The 17,125-nt window shown below is 63.9% G+C and carries 10 protein-coding genes; 6 read left to right on the top strand and 4 right to left on the bottom strand.

The window, feature by feature from the left end:
- Positions 1–37: 37 nt before the first annotated feature.
- Complete coding sequence (gene leuS, locus C3B78_RS10560) at positions 38–2,572, bottom strand: leucine--tRNA ligase (RefSeq protein WP_104998027.1); 2,535 nt, start codon at positions 2,570–2,572, stop codon at positions 38–40.
- 567 nt (positions 2,573–3,139) lie between these two features.
- Between leuS and C3B78_RS10565 the strand changes: the two genes are divergently transcribed.
- From C3B78_RS10565 to C3B78_RS10580, 4 genes are read left to right on the top strand one after another with little or no spacing between them, the layout of a single operon-like run.
- Positions 3,140–6,283, top strand: a complete 3,144-nt coding sequence (locus tag C3B78_RS10565) for an efflux RND transporter permease subunit (RefSeq protein WP_234005375.1) — start codon at positions 3,140–3,142, stop codon at positions 6,281–6,283.
- Positions 6,280–6,735, top strand: coding sequence for a hypothetical protein (locus C3B78_RS10570; RefSeq protein WP_104998029.1), 456 nt, complete (start codon positions 6,280–6,282; stop codon positions 6,733–6,735). Before C3B78_RS10565 ends, C3B78_RS10570 begins: the two co-directional genes overlap by 4 nt.
- A 1-nt stretch (position 6,736) precedes the next feature.
- A complete protein-coding gene (locus C3B78_RS10575) occupies positions 6,737–9,877 on the top strand; it encodes an efflux RND transporter permease subunit (RefSeq protein ID WP_104998030.1) in 3,141 nt (1,046 codons plus the stop codon).
- 31 nt (positions 9,878–9,908) lie between these two features.
- A complete protein-coding gene (locus C3B78_RS10580; RefSeq protein WP_104998031.1) occupies positions 9,909–10,805 on the top strand; it encodes a hypothetical protein in 897 nt (298 codons plus the stop codon).
- Between the two features lie 103 nt (positions 10,806–10,908).
- Here the strand turns inward: C3B78_RS10580 and glpK are convergent, their stop codons facing one another.
- The 3 genes from glpK to C3B78_RS10595 all read right to left on the bottom strand — a co-directional run bounded on the left by glpK (position 10,909) and on the right by C3B78_RS10595 (position 15,178).
- Complete coding sequence (gene glpK / locus C3B78_RS10585) at positions 10,909–12,423, bottom strand: glycerol kinase GlpK (RefSeq protein ID WP_104998032.1); 1,515 nt, start codon at positions 12,421–12,423, stop codon at positions 10,909–10,911.
- 49 nt (positions 12,424–12,472) lie between these two features.
- Entirely contained in the window at positions 12,473–13,222 is a 750-nt protein-coding gene (locus C3B78_RS10590) for an MIP/aquaporin family protein (protein ID WP_104998033.1), read from the bottom strand.
- Positions 13,223–13,312: 90 nt separating this feature from the next.
- Positions 13,313–15,178: a glycerol-3-phosphate dehydrogenase/oxidase gene (locus C3B78_RS10595; RefSeq protein WP_234005376.1), complete on the bottom strand. Its 1,866-nt coding sequence runs from the start codon at positions 15,176–15,178 to the stop codon at positions 13,313–13,315.
- Between the two features lie 86 nt (positions 15,179–15,264).
- Here C3B78_RS10595 and C3B78_RS10600 point away from each other — a divergent pair, with 86 nt between their 5' ends.
- A complete protein-coding gene (locus C3B78_RS10600; protein ID WP_234005377.1) occupies positions 15,265–16,239 on the top strand; it encodes a sugar-binding transcriptional regulator in 975 nt (324 codons plus the stop codon).
- 10 nt (positions 16,240–16,249) lie between these two features.
- Positions 16,250–17,119 (top strand): aldo/keto reductase, encoded by an 870-nt coding sequence (locus C3B78_RS10605; RefSeq protein WP_104998035.1) that lies wholly within the window; start codon positions 16,250–16,252, stop codon positions 17,117–17,119.
- Positions 17,120–17,125 lie beyond the last annotated feature (6 nt).

The raw sequence follows: 17,125 nt of genomic DNA on the forward strand, positions 1-17,125 counted from the left end.
GGCAGGCCGCCGGGGCTGCTCCGGCGGCCTGGCCCGGCTAGGCCGGGACGATGTTGACCAGTTTAGGTGCGCGGACAATCACAGTACGGATGGCGCGGCCGTCCAATGCCCGCTGGACATTCTCCGACGCAAGCGCCAGTTCGCGCAGCTGGTCCTCGGAGACGTTTGGCGAGACTTCCAGCCTGTCCCGGACCTTGCCCTGGACCTGCACCACCGCCGTGACGGTGTCCTGGACCAGCAGGGATTGGTCATGGGCCGGCCATCCCGCATTCGCGACGGAGGCCGGGTGGCCCAGGACGTTCCACATGTCCTCAGCCGTATACGGCGCGAAAAGGCTCAGGATCACCGCGACGGCCTCAGCGGCCTCGCGCACGGCCGGGTCGGCGCCGCCGGCTCCGGAGGCTGCATCTATGGTCTTGCGGGTGGCGTTGACCAGCTCCATCAACTTGGCCACCACCACGTTGAACTTGTTGGCGTCCAGCAGCGCGGCGGCGTCGGCGATGGTCCGGTGCGTGACGGAGCGCAGTGCGCGGTCGCCGGTGGTGACGTCGACGCCGGTTTCGCTCGCCACATCCTGGGCCAGGCGCCACGCCCGCGCGAGGAACTTGGCGGAACCGGAGGGTGAAACGTCAGCCCAGTCCACGTCGTCCTCGGGCGGGGAGGCGAAGATCATGGTGAGGCGGACGGCGTCCACACCGTATTTGTCCAGCTGCTCGCCGAGGTCAACACCATTGCCAAGCGACTTGCTCATGGCTTTGCCGCCGTTAAGCACCTGGCCCTGGTTGAGCAGGGCGCTGAACGGCTCGTCGGCGTCGATCATTCCGAGGTCGTGGATGACCTTGGTGAAGAACCGGGCGTACAGCAGGTGCAGGATGGCGTGCTCAACGCCGCCGACGTACTGGCCCACCGGCATCCAGTCGTTGATTTTCTCCGGGTCGAAGGGTCCCTCCGTATAGTGCGGGGAGACGAAACGCAGGAAGTACCACGACGAGTCCACGAAGGTGTCCATAGTGTCGGTATCCCGCTTGGCCGGGCCATGGCAGGACGGGCAGTCGACGTTGACCCACGCTTCGGCGGCAGCCAGCGGAGAGGTGCCCTTCGGCGACAGGTCCTCGCCGCGCAGGTCGGAGGGCAGCGTGACAGGCAGCTGCTCATCGGGAACCGGGACCTCGCCGCAGGACGGGCAGTGGATGATCGGGATGGGTGTGCCCCAGAACCGCTGGCGGCTGAGCAGCCAGTCCCGCAGGCGGAAGTTCACGAACTTCTCGCCGGTGCCCTGGCGCTCCAGGATAGCGATCGCGGCGGGGATGGCCTCGGCCTTGGGCAGGCCGTCCAGCTCCCCGGAGTTGATCAGGGTGCCCTCGCCCGCGGTAGCCGTGCCGGAAACGGCAGGGTCTTCCTCGCCCGTGTCCAGGACTGCCCGGACGGGCAGGTTGAAGGTACGGGCGAAGTCAAGGTCGCGCTGGTCGTGGGCCGGCACGGCCATGATCGCGCCGGTGCCGTAGTCGGCCAGGACGTAGTCAGCGGCCCAGACGGGCAGCTTCTCCCCGTTCAGCGGGTTGACGGCGTAGCGGCCGGTGAAGACGCCGGTCTTCTCCCGCTCAGTGGACTGGCGTTCAATCTCGGAGAGGGCCTTGACTTGCTCGCGGTATTCGTCCAAGGCAGCGGCGTGTTCCCCGGTGACGAGTTCGACGGCGAGTGGTGCGTCCGCGGCCACCACAAAGAAGGTTGCCCCGTAAAGGGTGTCGGGGCGGGTGGTGAAGACCGTCACGTCCTTGGCGGGCTTGCCGCCGTCGGCCTCGATCACGAAGGTGACGTGGGCACCCTCGGAGCGCCCGATCCAGTTCTTCTGCATGGCCAGGACGCGCTCGGGCCAGTGGCCGCGGAGCTGCTCCATGTCGTCGAGCAGCCGGTCGGCGTATTCGGTGATCTTGAAGTACCACTGGTTGAGGGACTTTTTGGTGACGGTGGTGCCGCAGCGCTCGCAGGCACCGTTGACGACCTGTTCGTTGGCCAGCACCGTTTGGTCCGTGGGGCACCAGTTGACCGGGGAGTCCTTGCGGTATGCCAGCCCGCGCTCGTAGAAGCGCTTGAACAGCCACTGGGTCCAGCGGTAGTACTCGGGATCCGAGGTATGCAGCCGGCGCGACCAGTCGGCCGAGATGGCGTACCGCTTGAAGGATGCGGCCTGGGTGTCGATATTGGCGTAGGTCCACTCGCTGGGGTGGGCGTTGCGCTTGATTGCAGCGTTTTCCGCAGGCAGGCCGAATGAATCCCAGCCGATCGGGTGCAGGACGTCGTAGCCCTTCTGGCGCAGGTAGCGGGCCACCACGTCACCCATGGCGAACGCTTCCGCATGGCCCATGTGGAGGTCGCCCGAAGGGTACGGGAACATGTCCAGGACGTAGCGCCGCTCCCGCGACCCGTCGTCGACAGGCGTGAAGACCTTAAGGTCTTCCCATACCTGCGGCCACTTGGCCTCCATCGCCGTGAAGCTATAGGTGCCCTCCACGGGCGCCTCCGCCGACTCTGTTGCTGTTGTTCCGGTCTCTGTCTCCGGCTGAACGCCCACTGCTGCCCTCTTCTGTTCTGTTACGGCATCTGTGCTGCCATAACGGCCTGATCCTGCTGCTGCCACCGGAATGCTCCCGGACACACAAAAGCCCCTCACCATGGAGGGGCTGCCGCACGCTATCCGTTGGTCCGGATACCGGGCGGCTGGCTAAGCAGAAGGATCGCACGCATGAAACCACTTTAGCGCACCCGGGCAGCAACGCTGCCGGGTGCCTGCCGGAAATGACGGCCCCCGCCAGGACCCACAGGGTACGAGTCCCCCTACTGCAACGGCCCGCAGGATTACGTGTCCCCCTACTGCCGCCACCCGCGAAACCACGTGCACTCCCTAACCCCCTACAGGCGCGAACTTGCGTGCCTTTCCCTCTTGCCAACAACGGCAGCGCAGGTGCATTGTAATGACCAAGTCTGTGGGGAAACTGACTGGTCTCCGGCGTAGGAGCCTGAAATGTATTCTTGCCATTTACACCCGCAGCAACGTAGCCGCGGGCTGCACCTTTCGTTTTACCCCAGCCGAGAAACCAGCAGGTGACATACCATGTTTGGCTGGGTTACCCGGTTCAGCATGCAGTTTCGGATCCTGGTTCTCGCCATCGCAGCGGGCCTCATTACTTTTGGCGTAGTGAATGTTCCACACATGGCTGTGGACACCATGCCGGAGTTCGCCCCAGCACACGTCGAGATCCAAACCGAAGCCCTTGGGCTTTCCGCCGTTGAGGTCGAACAGCTCATCACCGCACCCATGGAGGCCGACCTCCTCAACGGTGTCGCCTGGCTGGACGAGATCCGTTCGAAATCCGTTGCCGGCCTGTCTTCCATCGAGCTCATCTTCGAGCCCGGAACCGACCTCCTGCGTGCGCGCCAGCTGGTCGCGGAACGCATGACCCAGGCGCACGCGCTGCCCAACGTCTCTTCCCCGCCCCTGATCATGCAGCCTATGTCCTCCACCAGCCGCGTCATGATGGTCAAGATGAACTCCAAGGAGCTCTCGGGCATCGACATGTCTGTCCTGGCCCGGTGGAAGATCAAGCCCCGGCTGATCGGTATCCCCGGCGTCGCGAACGTCTCCATCTGGGGCCAGCGCGAACAGCAGCTGCAGGTCGAAGTCAATCCTGCGCAGCTGCGGGACAAAGGCATCACCCTTGAGCAGCTGGTCAAGACCACGGGTAACGCAGTGTGGGTTTCGCCGCTGAGCTTCCTTGAGGCTTCAACGCCGGGAACCGGCGGCTTCGTGGAATCACCGAACCAGCGACTCGGCATCCAGCACGTCCTCCCCATCCGCACCCCGGCAGACCTGGCCAAGGTCAGCGTGGAGGAAGCGGACCCGCCGTTGCTGCTGGGCGACATCGCCCAGGTGAAGGAAGACCATCAACCACTGATCGGCGATGCCGTTGTGGGAGCTGATGCGGGCCTGATGCTGGTGATCGAAAAGTTCCCCAACACCAGCACCGTAGAGGTCACCCGAAATGTCGAAGCGGCTTTGAAAGACATGGAGCCCGGCCTCACGGGAGTCCAACTTGATACGTCCGTCTTCCGTCCCGCAACCGATGTCCAAGACTCGGTCAACAGTCTAGCTCTCGCGTTGCTGATCAGCCTGCTGGTCGCGGTCGCCCTTTTCTGGCTGTTCTTCCGCTCCTGGCGGGTCGCCGTGATAGCGCTTGTGGCCATCGTAACAACGGTCACAACGGCGGCGGTTGTGCTGATCGCCCGAGACGCCACACTCAACGTTGCCATCCTGGTGGGCGTACTGCTCGGCACGTCCGTCATTGTGGGTGACATCGTAGAAGAGCTCCAGGCCCACCGGCGAACGTCGACGGACCGGGGTGCCCTCGAGGGGCAGCCTGCCAGGTCGCTGGCAAACCGCGTCGTCAGGGGTGTGCGCACCCCGCTGTTCCATGCCTCATTGATCATGGTTGTTGTCCTCGCTCCAACGCTCTTCCTCACCAGCGTGGCCGGCGCGTTCTTCACGCCGCTTTTCTGGTCACTGGCCCTTACCCTTGGGGCCGCACTGCTCGTCGGACTGTCCGTGACACCTGTATTGGCTCATTTCCTGCTTCCGGCGAAGACTGCTCCGGCCAGGGAACTTCCCGCTGTCGGACGCGCGAAGGCATACTACGGCCGCACGCTGGACGGGATCGGTCCTCGGAGAGGCCTAGCCGTCGCGGCGATGGTGGTCGTGGGAATGCTTGGGATCGCAGCCGGTTCCCAGCTGACGCTCAACAGGCAACTCGTTCCCACGCTGCCAGACCGGACCCTCCTGGTCCAGTGGGACAGTGCAGCCGGAACATCGAATGACGAAGTCCGCCGCATCGCGGCCCGGGCTTCCGACGAACTGCGGGCCCTCCCGGGAGTTTCCGGGGTTGGCGGGCATGTGGGCAGAGCGATCTCCTCCGATCAGGTGGTGGGCAACAGCTCCGCTGAACTCTGGATCTCCATTGATCGGGAGGCAAACTTCGCCGAGACGGAGCGTGCCGTACGGGACGTGGTCCAGGGCTACCCCGGCATTGCGCATAACGTGATGAACTACTCGCAGCAGTCGATGGGCGATGTGCGAACCAGCATGGAGCCGGGTTTCGCGGTCCGGGTTTATGGAACGGAAATGCCGGTGCTGCGCGAAAAGGCGGAGGAGGTCCGCCAGGCCATTCGGAAGGTTGCCGGCGTGAACAACCCCACCGTTGTCACCGCCGACATGACCCCGATTGTCGAGGTAAAGGTCGATCTTGCGGCTGCGGAAAAGCACGGTGTAAAGCCGGGTGACGCAAGGCGCGCCGCCGCGACGCTTATGCAGGGCATCGTTGTAGGAAACCTCTTCGAACAGCAGAAGGTGTTCGAAGTGGTCGTCCGCGGAGCTGTGGGCGTCCGGGACGACCTGACCAGCATCCGGGAACTGCTCTTGGATACGCCTAGCGGCGGCCACGTCCAACTCGGCCAGATTGCCGATGTGCGCATGGTTCCCAACGAGGTTGTCATCCAACATGATGCCACTTCCAGGCGAATCGACGTGGTGGCCGATGTTAGCGGACGACCGCTTGCAGACATCCAGCGGGATATCGAGGCGGCCATCCAGCAGATTCAGTTCCCTGTCGAGTACCACGCCGAGATCCCCACAAAATATGGTGAGCTCCAGGCCGCGGATACCTTGGTGCACGGACTCGGAGCTGCTGCGGCCCTGGCTGTGCTGCTCCTGCTCCAGACAGCGGTGAGGAGCTGGAAACTGGCTGTCGCCACATTCCTGGCACTTCCCGCCGCGATGTCCGGAGCGGCGGTGGCGGCCTGGTTCGGATCGGCGTCGCTGTCCTGGCTGTCGCTGACAGCGTTTGCAGCTGTTCTGGCCATCGCCGCACGCAATGCGGCAATGCTGTCCGCACGCGTCGACGAGATCTGGCGCGGGACTGCCGGAGCGCAGCGCACGGACGTGGTCATGCAGGCAGCCCGGGATCGGGTATCGCCGGTCCTGAAGTCGGCGGTCATCACGCTCCTCGTGATGATGCCGCCCGCCATCCTGGGCGGCACAGTTGGCCAGGCCTTGATTGCTCCGATGCTGCTGATTATTGGCGGCGGCCTGGTGACCACAACGCTCGTGGGGCTCTTCATCCTCCCGTCGCTCGCCCTCTGGTTCGGTCCACGCACCGAGCCCGAAGAGTGGTCGGAAGTCTACGAATCAGAACATCCAGTCATGTCGATGCCGGAAAAGGTGAAAGTATCATGACCAGCAAAAGCCTCCTTCGGCGCCTGCCAGTCGCAGCTGCTGTCTGCGCCGCACTGTTGTCCTCACTGCCCGCCTGTGCCCAAACCACAGCGCAGGCGGAGTCTTCATCCGAAGCGCCGGCGAAAGTGGAGAAGAATGCCACCACTGGCATCGCACGGATAACACTCAGCCAGCGGGCCATTGATCGGCTTGAACTGCTCACGGATACCGTCAAGCCTGCCCCGGAGGGGGGAGGCATTGTCCTTCCCTACGCTGCCCTGCTTTACGACGCCCACGGGAAGACGTGGGTTTACGCGAACCCCGAGCCGAGGGTGTTTGAGCGCCAGGCTGTCACCGTCTCCAAAGTGGAGGCCGGTGTGGTCACGGCCAGCGCGGGTCCCGCGGTCGGGACTCCGGTGGTGACCGTGGCTGCCGCTGAGTTGTTCGGCGCCGAGTTCAACACAGGCAAATGACATGCGCCGGATCGTAGCGGCCAGCCTGAGGTTTAGATCGATCGTCATAGCGTTGGCGGCGGCTCTGATGATGGTTGGCGGGGCGCAGCTCAGCAGCGCATCGGTGGACGTATTCCCCGAATTCGCGCCGCCCAAAGTCGAGGTCCAGACAGCCTGCCTGGGACTGACAGCCGCTGAGGTGGAGGAGCTGGTGTCAGTTCCCCTGGAAGAGGCGTTCAACGGCATTGACGGCCTCGATCACATGCGGTCCAAGTCGGTACCCCAACTCTCATCCATTGTGATGGAGTTCAAGAACGACATGGATCTGCTCACCGCCCGCCAGCTGGTGTCCGAGCGGATGGCGACAGTTATTCCGACCCTGCCTACGTGGGCAGCGCCGCCGGTGATGCTGCAGCCGCTGTCTTCCACCAGCCGGGTGATGAAGATCGGGTTGTCCTCCGACACCCGGTCCCTGATCGAGATGTCGATGATCTCCTACTGGAACATCCGGGCCCATCTGCTCCGCGTCCCGGGAGTGGCGAATGTGGCAATCTGGGGTGAACGCCTCCAGATGCTCCAGGTCCAGGCTGATCCGGCCAGGTTGGCAGCACACAAGGTCAGCCTTGAATCCGTCATGACCACCACGGCCAACGCCCTCGACGCCGGCCTGCTGCAATATTCCCCAGGCGCCGTGATCGGCACCGGCGGATCGTTCGACACACCCAATCAGTCAATCGGAATCACCCATACACAGCCCATCACGTCACCCGCGGAGCTTGCGCAAGTGACACTCGAAGATCGGGAGGGACTGCCCCCGCTCCGGCTGAGTGACGTGGCAAACGTGGTGGAGGACCATCAACAGTTGATTGGGGACGCCGTCATCAACGGCGGCCCGGGGTTGATGCTGATCGTGGAGAAGCTGCCGTGGGGCAACACCCTCGAAGTCACGCGAGGGGTGGAAGAGGCAATGAAGCAGCTCGAACCCGGACTGACGGGAATCGCTGTGGACACGGCCATCTTCAGGCCGGCGACATTTATCGAGGAATCGCTCGGCAATCTCGGCGTAGCCCTCCTTCTCGGATGCCTGTTGGTCATTCTCGTGCTGAGTGTCTTCCTGTTCCAGTGGCGGACGGCTTTGGTCAGCGTGCTGGCCATCCCCTTGTCATTGATGGCTGCAGCCCTCGTGTTGTATTGGACCGGCGGAACAATCAACACAATGGTGTTGGCGGGGTTGGTGATCGCCGTCGGTGTGGTGGTGGACGACGCCATCATCGACGTCGAGAATATCGTCAGGCGCCTGCGGCACCACCGGGCAACCGGCGGCACCGAAAGCACCGCGAGGGTGGTGGTCAATGCATCCCTGGAAGTCCGCGGACCTATTGTCTACGCCACGCTGATCATTGTGGCGGCCACGGTCCCGATTTTCTTCCTGGACGGGCTGACGGGCGCGTTCTTCCGGCCGCTGGCCACCTCCTACACCCTCGCGGTCATGGCGTCCATGGTCGTGGCGCTCACAGTGACGCCGGCGATGGCATACATCTTCCTCCGAAACGCCAAGCTGGAGGACAAGGATCCGCCTGTTGTCAGGGTCCTGAAGCGCTGGTATGCCAATGCGCTGCGTCCCATCGTCCGACGCCCCGTTCCAGGGTATGTCTCCCTTGGCGTCCTGGGTGTGGTCGGTATCGTGGCGGCACCGCTGCTGGGCCAGTCGTTGCTCCCCTCCTTTAAGGAACGTGATTTCCTGATGCACTGGCTCACGCAGCCCGGCACGTCCAACGCGGAGGAGGTCCGTGTCAGCGAACTGGCCTGCAGGGAACTCATGACCATCCAAGGCGTGAACAACTGCGGGGCCCACACGGGGCAGGCGTTCAACGCTGATGAGGTGGTGGGCGTCTACTTCGGTGAGAACTGGATCAGCGTTGACCCCGGGGTGGATTATGACAAGACCCTTGCAAAGGTTCAGGAAGTCGTGGACGGCTACCCCGGAATCGTCCGGGATGTCCAGACCTACCTGAAGGAACGCATCCGCGAGGTTTTGACTGGTACTGGTTACGCTGTGGTGGTCCGCGTCTACGGCGACGACCTTGCTACCCTCCGCCAGGAAGCTGACAAGATCAAGGAAATACTGGGGGGCATCGATGGCGCCATCGGCGCGAAGGTTGCCCTGCAGGCCAACATCCCGCAGATCGATGTGGAAGTGAACCTGGAAGCGGCGAACCGCCACGGGCTGAAGCCGGGCGACGTGCGCCGTGCGGCTGCCACCATGGTGGCCGGCGAAGAAGTCGGCGACATCTACCGGGACGGCAAGGCCTACGACGTCCAGGTGTGGAGCCCCCCGGAGGTCCGGACGAGCGTTACGAGCATAGAGAACCTCATACTCGATACGCCCTCCGGGCAAAAGATCCGGCTGGCCGACGTGGCCGCAGTTTCGGTGAAGCCCACGCCCAACGTCATCGAGCGCTCAGAAGGGTCCAGGCGCATCGACGTCAGTGCCAACGTCAAGGAAGGAGACCTGGCGAAGGTAGTGGAGAAGCTCCAGTCTGAGATGGGTTCGGTTCAGTTCCCTGTCGGCTACAGCGCGGTTGTCCTTGGCGAGTATGCCGAGCGGCAGGCAGCATCCCAACGGTTGCTCTTCTACTCGTTTGGCGCTGTCATCGTTGTCTACCTTCTCCTGCAAGCAGCCTTCAAGAGCTGGCGGCTGGCAACCCTGGCCATCCTGACCCTGCCGGTGGCGCTCGTGGGCGGAATTATCGCAGCCCATCTTAGCGGTGGAATCCTGTCCCTGGGTTCCCTGGTTGGCTTCCTCACGCTCATGGGGATCGCGGCCCGCAACGGCATCCTGCTCATCAACCACTGCCAGCACCTCGAACAGTTCGAGGGCGTCCCCTTCGGCCCGGAACTGGTGCTTCGGGGGGCTGCCGAGAGGCTGTCGCCGATCCTGATGACGACGCTGGCCACCGCGCTGGCCCTGGTGCCGCTTGTGGTGATGGGCAACATCCCTGGCCACGAGATCGAGCATCCCATGGCAGTGGTGATCCTGGGCGGGCTGGTCACGTCGACGTTGGTCAACCTGTTCATCGTCCCCTCGCTGTACCTGCGTTTCGCCAAGGGCGGCCGCGGCCGGCGCAGCACCCCCGAACTGCAGCCGGCCCCTGCGGCGTAGTCCTTTTTCAACGAGCATGAAAGGCACTGAGATGACGCTCTTAGCACGCCGCCTCGCGGCATGCGGGTCTGTGCTGCTGCTGGCCTTCGGATCGCTGACGGCTATGTCGGCACCGACGGCGGCCGCGCCGGCGTCCGAGGAACTCTGCGGCCCCGGTTCCGCGATCAATTTCGACCGGTCCGCTTTCCCGGAATATCCACGGATCGACAACAAGTGGTTCCCGCTGAAGCCGGGCATGCAGTTCACCACGGTGGGCACCGTGACCTCGGCCGACGGCGTCCACGAACACAAGGTGGTCCACACGGTCACCGGACTGACGAAGGTGATCGACGGCGTCACAACGCGCGTGCTGTGGGACCGCGACTACTCTGACGGCGAACTGGTCGAATCCGAACTGGCCTTCTTCGCCCAGACCCGCGGCGGGGATGTGTGGCTGTTTGGCGAATACCCGGAGGAGTACGAGAACGGGGAGTTCGTAGGTGCCCCAAGCACCTTCATCAGCGGATTGGCCAAGGCTCAGGCCGGCATCGCCATGCAGGCTAAGCCGAAGACCGGCACGGCCTCTTACGTCCAGGCATACGCACCCAAGGTTGATTTCCTCGACTGCGGGACAGTGTTCAAGAAAAACCAGAAAGTCTGCGTCCCCACCGGGTGCTACGACGACGTCCTGGTGATCGACGAATACAACCCCCTGGAACCGCCTGAGGCCGGACACCAGCGGAAGTTCTACTCAGCCGGAACCGGGCTGATTAAGGTTACTGCCGTTGGAGGCCCGGACCAGGAATTCATGGATCTGGTGAAAGTGCGGAAGCTGAACGCCGAGCAGTTCGCGGGCGTCAACGCGCAGGCGCTGGAACTGGACGAACGGGGCTATACGGTCAGCCGGAGCGTCTATGCCAAGACGCCTCGCGCTGAACTCGACGACTGAGGCACCGCAAGTTCCCGGCCGGTGCCTGAAGCCCGGCACAAGGAAGGAGGGCGGCACCCGTGCCGCCCTCCTTCTACGTTGTCCGGTCCCGGGCAGGGGCGCCCTATCGCACGTCCTCGTCCACCCAGTCCATGGATTTGGTAACGGCCTTCTTCCACAGGCGCAGCTGGCGGTCCTGCTCGGCCTGGTCCAGCTGCGGTTCCCAGCGCTTGTCCTCGGACCAGTTGGCGGAGCACTCCCCCAGGTCCTTCCAGAAGCCGACGGCAAGGCCGGCCGCGTAGGCGGCACCCAGCGCGGTTGTCTCCACTACCTTTGGCCGGATGACGGGGACGCCCAGGATGTCCGCCTGGAACTGCATCAGCGCATCGTTGGCCACCATGCCGCCGTCGACCTTCAACTCGGTCAACGGAACCCCGGAGTCCGCGTTCACTGCGTCCAGGACCTCCCGCGTCTGGAAGGCGGTGGCCTCCAGCGCGGCCCGGGCGATGTGGTTCCTGTTGACGAACCTGGTCAGTCCCACGATGGCGCCGCGGGCATCGGACCGCCAGTACGGTGCGAAGAGGCCGGAGAAGGCCGGGACGATATACACGCCGCCGTTGTCCTTCACGGACGCTGCCAGGGTTTCCACCTCGGGTGCGCTGCTGATCATGCCCAGGTTGTCACGCAGCCACTGGATGAGCGAGCCGGTGACGGCGATCGAACCCTCCAGGGCGTAGTGCGGCGCAGCGTCACCGAGTTTGTAGCCGACCGTGGTCAGCAGCCCGTTCTTGGAGTGGACAATCTCCTCGCCGGTGTTGAAGATCAGGAAGCAGCCCGTGCCGTACGTGTTCTTGGCCTCGCCTGCCTCGAAGGCCGCCTGGCCGAACGTGGCGGCCTGCTGGTCACCGAGGATTCCGGCGACGGGAACCTCCCGCAGGAGCTGGGAGGTGTGCACGGTGCCGTACACCTCCGAGGACGACTTGATCTCCGGCATCATGGTCCGGGGAACACCGAAGATGCTGAGGATCTCCTCATCCCACTGCAGGGTTTCCAGGTCCATGAACAGCGTGCGGGAGGCGTTGGTGACGTCAGTGACGTGGACCCCGCCGTCCACTCCGCCGGTCAGGTTCCACAGGACCCACGAGTCGGTGTTGCCAAAGACCAGGTGGCCGGCTTCAGCCCTTGCCCTTGCGCCGTCAACGTTGTCCAGGATCCACTTGATCTTTGTTCCGGAGAAGTACGTGGCCAGCGGGAGCCCCACTTTTTGCTTGAAGCGGTCAGGCCCCCCATCCTTGGCCAGCGCGTCCACGATGTCCTGGGTGCGGGTATCCTGCCAGACGATGGCGTTGTACACGGCCTCGCCGGTTGTCTTGTCCCACACCACCGCAGTTTCACGCTGGTTGGTGATGCCGACGGCGGCGATATCGTGCCGCGTCAGGTTCGCCTTCGACAGCGCGGAGGCGATGACCTCCCTGGTGTTGTTCCAGATCTCGGCGGGGTTGTGCTCTACCCAGCCGGCCTGCGGGAAAATCTGTTCGTGTTCCATCTGCCCGGAGGATACGATGCTCCCGCTGTGGTCGAAGACAATGGCACGGGTGCTGGTGGTTCCCTGGTCGATGGCGATTACGTACTGGTTCATGGTTGACGTCCTTGTCTGTAATGGAGTTGAGCTGTGGTCGGATAGCGGGTCAGGAGGCGGCGGTGACGATGATGGGGGCAATCCTGGCGACGATGCCGCCCAGGGCGCCGCCAACCAGCGGGCCTACCACCGGAATCCAGGAATAGCCCCAGTCACTCGAGCCCTTGCCTTTGATGGGAAGCAGGGCATGGGCAATGCGTGGACCGAGGTCGCGGGCAGGGTTGATGGCGTAACCGGTGGGGCCGCCCAGGGAGACGCCGATGCCGACGACGAGGAGCGCGACGGCCAGCGGGCCCAGGCCGGAGGGAGTCCCGCCGAAGGTCAGGATGACGAACACCAGCACGAAGGTGCCGATGATCTCGGTCACCAGGTTCCAGGAAGTGGAGCGGATGGCCGGACCGGTGGAGAAGACGGCGAGCTTGCTGGCGACCTCTTCTTCGGCGTCAAAGTGCTGCTTGTAGGCGAGCCAGCAGACGACGGCTCCGAGGAAGGCGCCGAGCATTTCGCCGCCGAAGTACGTCAGGGTGGAGGCGAAATCCACCGGTACGTCCGGCGCGTATTCAGCCTTTCCATTGATGAGCAGGCCCAAGGTCACGGCAGGATTCAGGTGCGCCCCGGACTTTGCGGCCACGTAGACACCCGCGAAGACAGCGACGCCCCATCCCCAGGTGACCATCAGGAACCCTCCGCTGTTGCCCTTTGTCCCCCTCAGGGCGACGTTGGCGACGACGCCGCAACCCAGCAGGGTCAGCATCGCCGTTCCGAATACTTCGGAAAGGAAAACTATTCCAAGAGACATCTTTGACTCCTTATTTTCTAATGAAGGTCCCTCGCGGGTTGAGGGACCGTGGGGCCGGGGCGGGTTGCCGCCCCGGCCGGCAGCCGGGTCCTAGGCGACCAGGCTGTGGGTTTCTACGCGGTGAGACCGCTCCAGAATGTCTTGGGCGTGCTTGATCTCTGCCGCACGGGCTGCGGCATTCCACCCCAGTGGCGCCGACAGCACCTCTGCCACCTCGTTGAGCAGCTCGCCCGTCACCAGGCCCCGGAACGCCAGCGAGGTCCGGCGAATGAGGACGTCCACCAGGTGTCCCACCTGCTCGTGTGCCGCCATGAACTCAAGTTCACGGACGCTCAGTTCGCGGGTGGAGCGCAGAAGCCTGTCAGGTCCGGCGTCGAGGTACTCCATCACAGCTCCAGCACGGGTCCCGTACCTGGTCAGGAGCAGCGCCGTACGGTCGGCGTCACGGCCGGCGGCCATATGCGCCTTGATCCATTTCTGGACCCCTGCCTCATCGGCAGGGAACCCGGCGCCGCCGCCGATAGCCAACTGCGCGGTGGAGACTTTACGTTCCATCCCGATCTCGCCCAGGACGTCGTTGGTCATGTGTTCGGCGAGGGCACGGAAGGTTGTCCATTTGCCGCCTACCAGGCTCAAAACCACGGCGCCCTTTCCATTCCCGTCCTGTCCCGTTTCGCGGCGCTCGATGCGGTAGTCGCGCGAAACGAAGCCGGGCTGGGTGGCATCGTGGCGTGGCAGCGGCCGCACTCCGGAGAAGGTGTAGACGATCTGCTCACGGGTGACGGCGATGTCCGGGAACACGTGGCCTATCAGGTCGAAGAAATACTCGATTTCTTCGTCTGTGCAGATGGCGTCCTCCGACATGTCCGCATCCACATCCGTGGTACCCACCAGGACGCGGTCACCCATGGGGTAGATCAGGACGATCCGCCCGTCCGTGTGCTCGAAGAAGATTTCCCTGCCGCGGCAGGCTTCAAGGAGCGCAGGGTGGTCCAGGACGATGTGGGAGCCCTTGGTGCCGCCCATGAACGTGGATGCAGCGCCCATTGCCGCGTTGGTGAGGTCCACCCAGGCGCCCGTGGTGTTCACAATGACGTCTGCAGTGAAGTCGAACTCCTCCCCCGTCAGTTCGTCCCGCAGCCGCACGGTGCTCCCCCGGCCGGTGCCCGGATTGGGCTGTCCGGTGACGGACTGCAGCGAGACGTAGTTGCTGGCACGGGCGGTGCTGCCTTGCCCGTTGCCTTCACCTGTTGCCGCCCGCCCGGCCTTCTCCCCGTCCTGGAGTACGTCAAGCGTGAGCCGCTCCGGGTTGTGCACGGAAGCGTCGAAGTACGTCGCCGTGTATTTCACGTCGGGCCGGAGGCTCGGCAGCTCGGCAAGGGCTCGCTGGCCGCTGCGGAACTGGTGCCGCGGGACGGCGCCGCCATCCCGGGAAAAGGAGTCGTACAGGCTCAGGCCGAGCTTGATGAGGAAGGCACCCCGCTCCTTCGGTTTGCCGTGCTGCTTGTGCGTCAGGAAGCGAAGCGGTGCCGCCAGGACACCGGAGAAGGTGCTAAAGATTGGGATGGTGGTCTGCAGCGGTTTAACGTAATGCGGGGCGATGCGAAGCAACCGGTTGCGTTCCACCACCGATTCCCGGACCAGGCGGAACTCGCCGTTTTCCAGGTAGCGGATGCCGCCATGGATCATGTGGGAGGAGGCGCCGCTGGCCCCCTGGCAGTAGTCGCCGCGTTCCACGAGGGCGACGTCCACGCCCTGCAGCGCGAGGTCGCGGAAAGTTCCCACGCCGTTGATGCCGCCCCCCACCACCAGGACCTTGGCGTGTGGACGGCGCCTGAGGTGGTGCACTGAAGTGCGCTCAACTCCTGGCTTCGGCGCTGAAGCAATAGGTAGGACGTTAAAATCCTTGGGTCCCAAAACAACTCCCTTGGGGCTTTGTGTGGCGCGGCATCGCATGTTTGAGCCGCCGTTTCATGACTATTCTTTGAAGTAATGGAAAATGGAGTCAAGCACTATGCACAAACGTGCAGATGGGAGTACTGATGGCCACCTCGCGCCACTCTGACGCACTGCGGGCTGCACAAATGTATTACCTGCAGGACCTCACCATGGACGCCATAGCCCGGGAGCTGGGGACGTCGCGCTCCACGGTCTCCCGCCTCTTGTCCTCGGCCCGCGAATCCGGCCTGGTGCAGATCCAGATCCGCAATCCCCTGGATACGGGCCCAGAACTGGAGGGTAGGATCCGCCGCCGGTACGGCGTGGATGTCCACGTGGTTCCGGTCCTGGAGATACTCAACGAGGCGGAAACACTGGACCGGGTGGCAATGCAGGCAGCACGAACCATCGGACCGCTGGTGGATTCAAATGCGATCATCGGAGTGGCCTGGGGATCCACCCTGAGCGCCGTCAGCCGCCACCTCACGCGCAAGATCACCCATGACAGCGTCATCGTGCAATTGAACGGCGCCGGCAACATGCACACCACGGGCATCACGTATGCCAGCGACATCATGCGGCGGTTCGGAAGCGCCTACGGGGCCAGGGTTGAACAGTTTCCGGTGCCGGCCTTCTTTGACCACGCAGCCACCAAAATTGCCATGTGGAATGAACGCAGCGTGCAACGGATCCTCGAACTCCAGGCGAAGATGAGCATCGCGATTTTCGGCGTGGGCTCCGTGGACGCCGACTATCCCAGCCACGTCTATGCCGGCGGATACCTGGACGAGGCGGACCTCAACACCTTGGCAACTTCGGATGTTGTGGGAGACGTAGCGACCGTTTTCTTCCGTAGCGACGGCTCCTCCGACGGGATCGTCCTCAACGAACGGTCCACCGGACCCGCACTCTCGCAGTTGCGGCAAGTCCGACGGAGGATCTGTGTAGTGTCCGGCGCTTCCAAGATCAACGGGCTCCGCGGTGCCCTGGCGGCGGGCCTGGCCACGGACCTGATCCTCGACGAGGCCACCGCGCGCCGCCTGGTGGATTTTGAAGGCCTCGCCGCCGCTGGTGGGTAGAGTCGTGGCTATGAGAACTTCACCGCGGCTCAGCCTGAACAACGGCGTGCTGATCCACCAACTCGGATACGGACTCTACAAGGTCCCGGCCGCCGACGCGGAAGGCCTCGTCGCCACTGCGCTCGCAGCCGGATACCGCCACTTCGACACGGCGGCGATGTACGGGAACGAAACCGGAGTGGCCCGGGGCATCAGCTCCCAACTGGGCGGTGACGCGGGCAGCGGCGGCTCGGGCGAGCTGTTCCCGGCTCTGTCCCGGCAAGACATTTTCGTCACCACGAAGGTGTGGAACAGCGACCACGGCTACGACGCCACGCTGCGAGCCTTTGATGAGTCCATGGTCAATCTCGGGCTTGACTACGTGGACATGTACCTCATCCACTGGCCTTGTGCCGCCCGCGGCCTGTTTCCGGACACGTACCGTGCACTGGAAACGCTGTACCGGGAAGGAAAGGTCCGTGCCATCGGCGTCAGCAATTTCCAGCCCGCCCACCTTGACCGGCTGCTGCAGACAGCGGAAGTGATCCCTGCCGTCAACCAGATAGAACTGCATCCGTGGCTGCAGCAGGAAGAACTCCGGACACTGCATGATGGACTGGGTATCCGGACCGAAGCGTGGAGCCCCCTGGGGCGCGGCCAGGTCCTCGCCGACCCCGTTGTCCACGCCTGCGCCTCCGAACATGGCAAAACCCCCGCCCAGGTGATCCTCCGTTGGCATATCCAGCTGGGAAATATTGCCATCCCCAAGGCAAGCTCGGAGGGGCGGATCCGGGAAAACCTGGACATCTTCGACTTCGAGCTCTCCGCCCGGGACATGGCGGCGCTCGCCGGGCTGGACCGGGGTTACCGCACCGGTTCCCACCCGGACACCGTTAACTGAGGCAGG

The sequence above is a fragment of the Arthrobacter sp. PGP41 genome, assembly GCF_002953935.1.
Taxonomy (GTDB): Bacteria; Actinomycetota; Actinomycetes; order Actinomycetales; family Micrococcaceae; genus Arthrobacter.

Excerpts from the sequence above, each read along its gene's own strand:
- C3B78_RS10600 (WP_234005377.1), top strand. The coding sequence starts at position 15,265 with ATGGCCACCTCGCGCCACTCTGACGCACTGCGGGCTGCACAAATGTAT.
- C3B78_RS10575 (WP_104998030.1), top strand. The coding sequence starts at position 6,737 with ATGCGCCGGATCGTAGCGGCCAGCCTGAGGTTTAGATCGATCGTCATA.
- C3B78_RS10590 (WP_104998033.1), bottom strand. The coding sequence starts at position 13,222 with ATGTCTCTTGGAATAGTTTTCCTTTCCGAAGTATTCGGAACGGCGATG.
- C3B78_RS10595 (WP_234005376.1), bottom strand. The coding sequence starts at position 15,178 with ATGCGATGCCGCGCCACACAAAGCCCCAAGGGAGTTGTTTTGGGACCC.
- C3B78_RS10580 (WP_104998031.1), top strand. The coding sequence starts at position 9,909 with ATGACGCTCTTAGCACGCCGCCTCGCGGCATGCGGGTCTGTGCTGCTG.
- glpK (WP_104998032.1), bottom strand. The coding sequence starts at position 12,423 with ATGAACCAGTACGTAATCGCCATCGACCAGGGAACCACCAGCACCCGT.
- C3B78_RS10605 (WP_104998035.1), top strand. The coding sequence starts at position 16,250 with ATGAGAACTTCACCGCGGCTCAGCCTGAACAACGGCGTGCTGATCCAC.
- C3B78_RS10570 (WP_104998029.1), top strand. The coding sequence starts at position 6,280 with ATGACCAGCAAAAGCCTCCTTCGGCGCCTGCCAGTCGCAGCTGCTGTC.
- C3B78_RS10565 (WP_234005375.1), top strand. The coding sequence starts at position 3,140 with ATGCAGTTTCGGATCCTGGTTCTCGCCATCGCAGCGGGCCTCATTACT.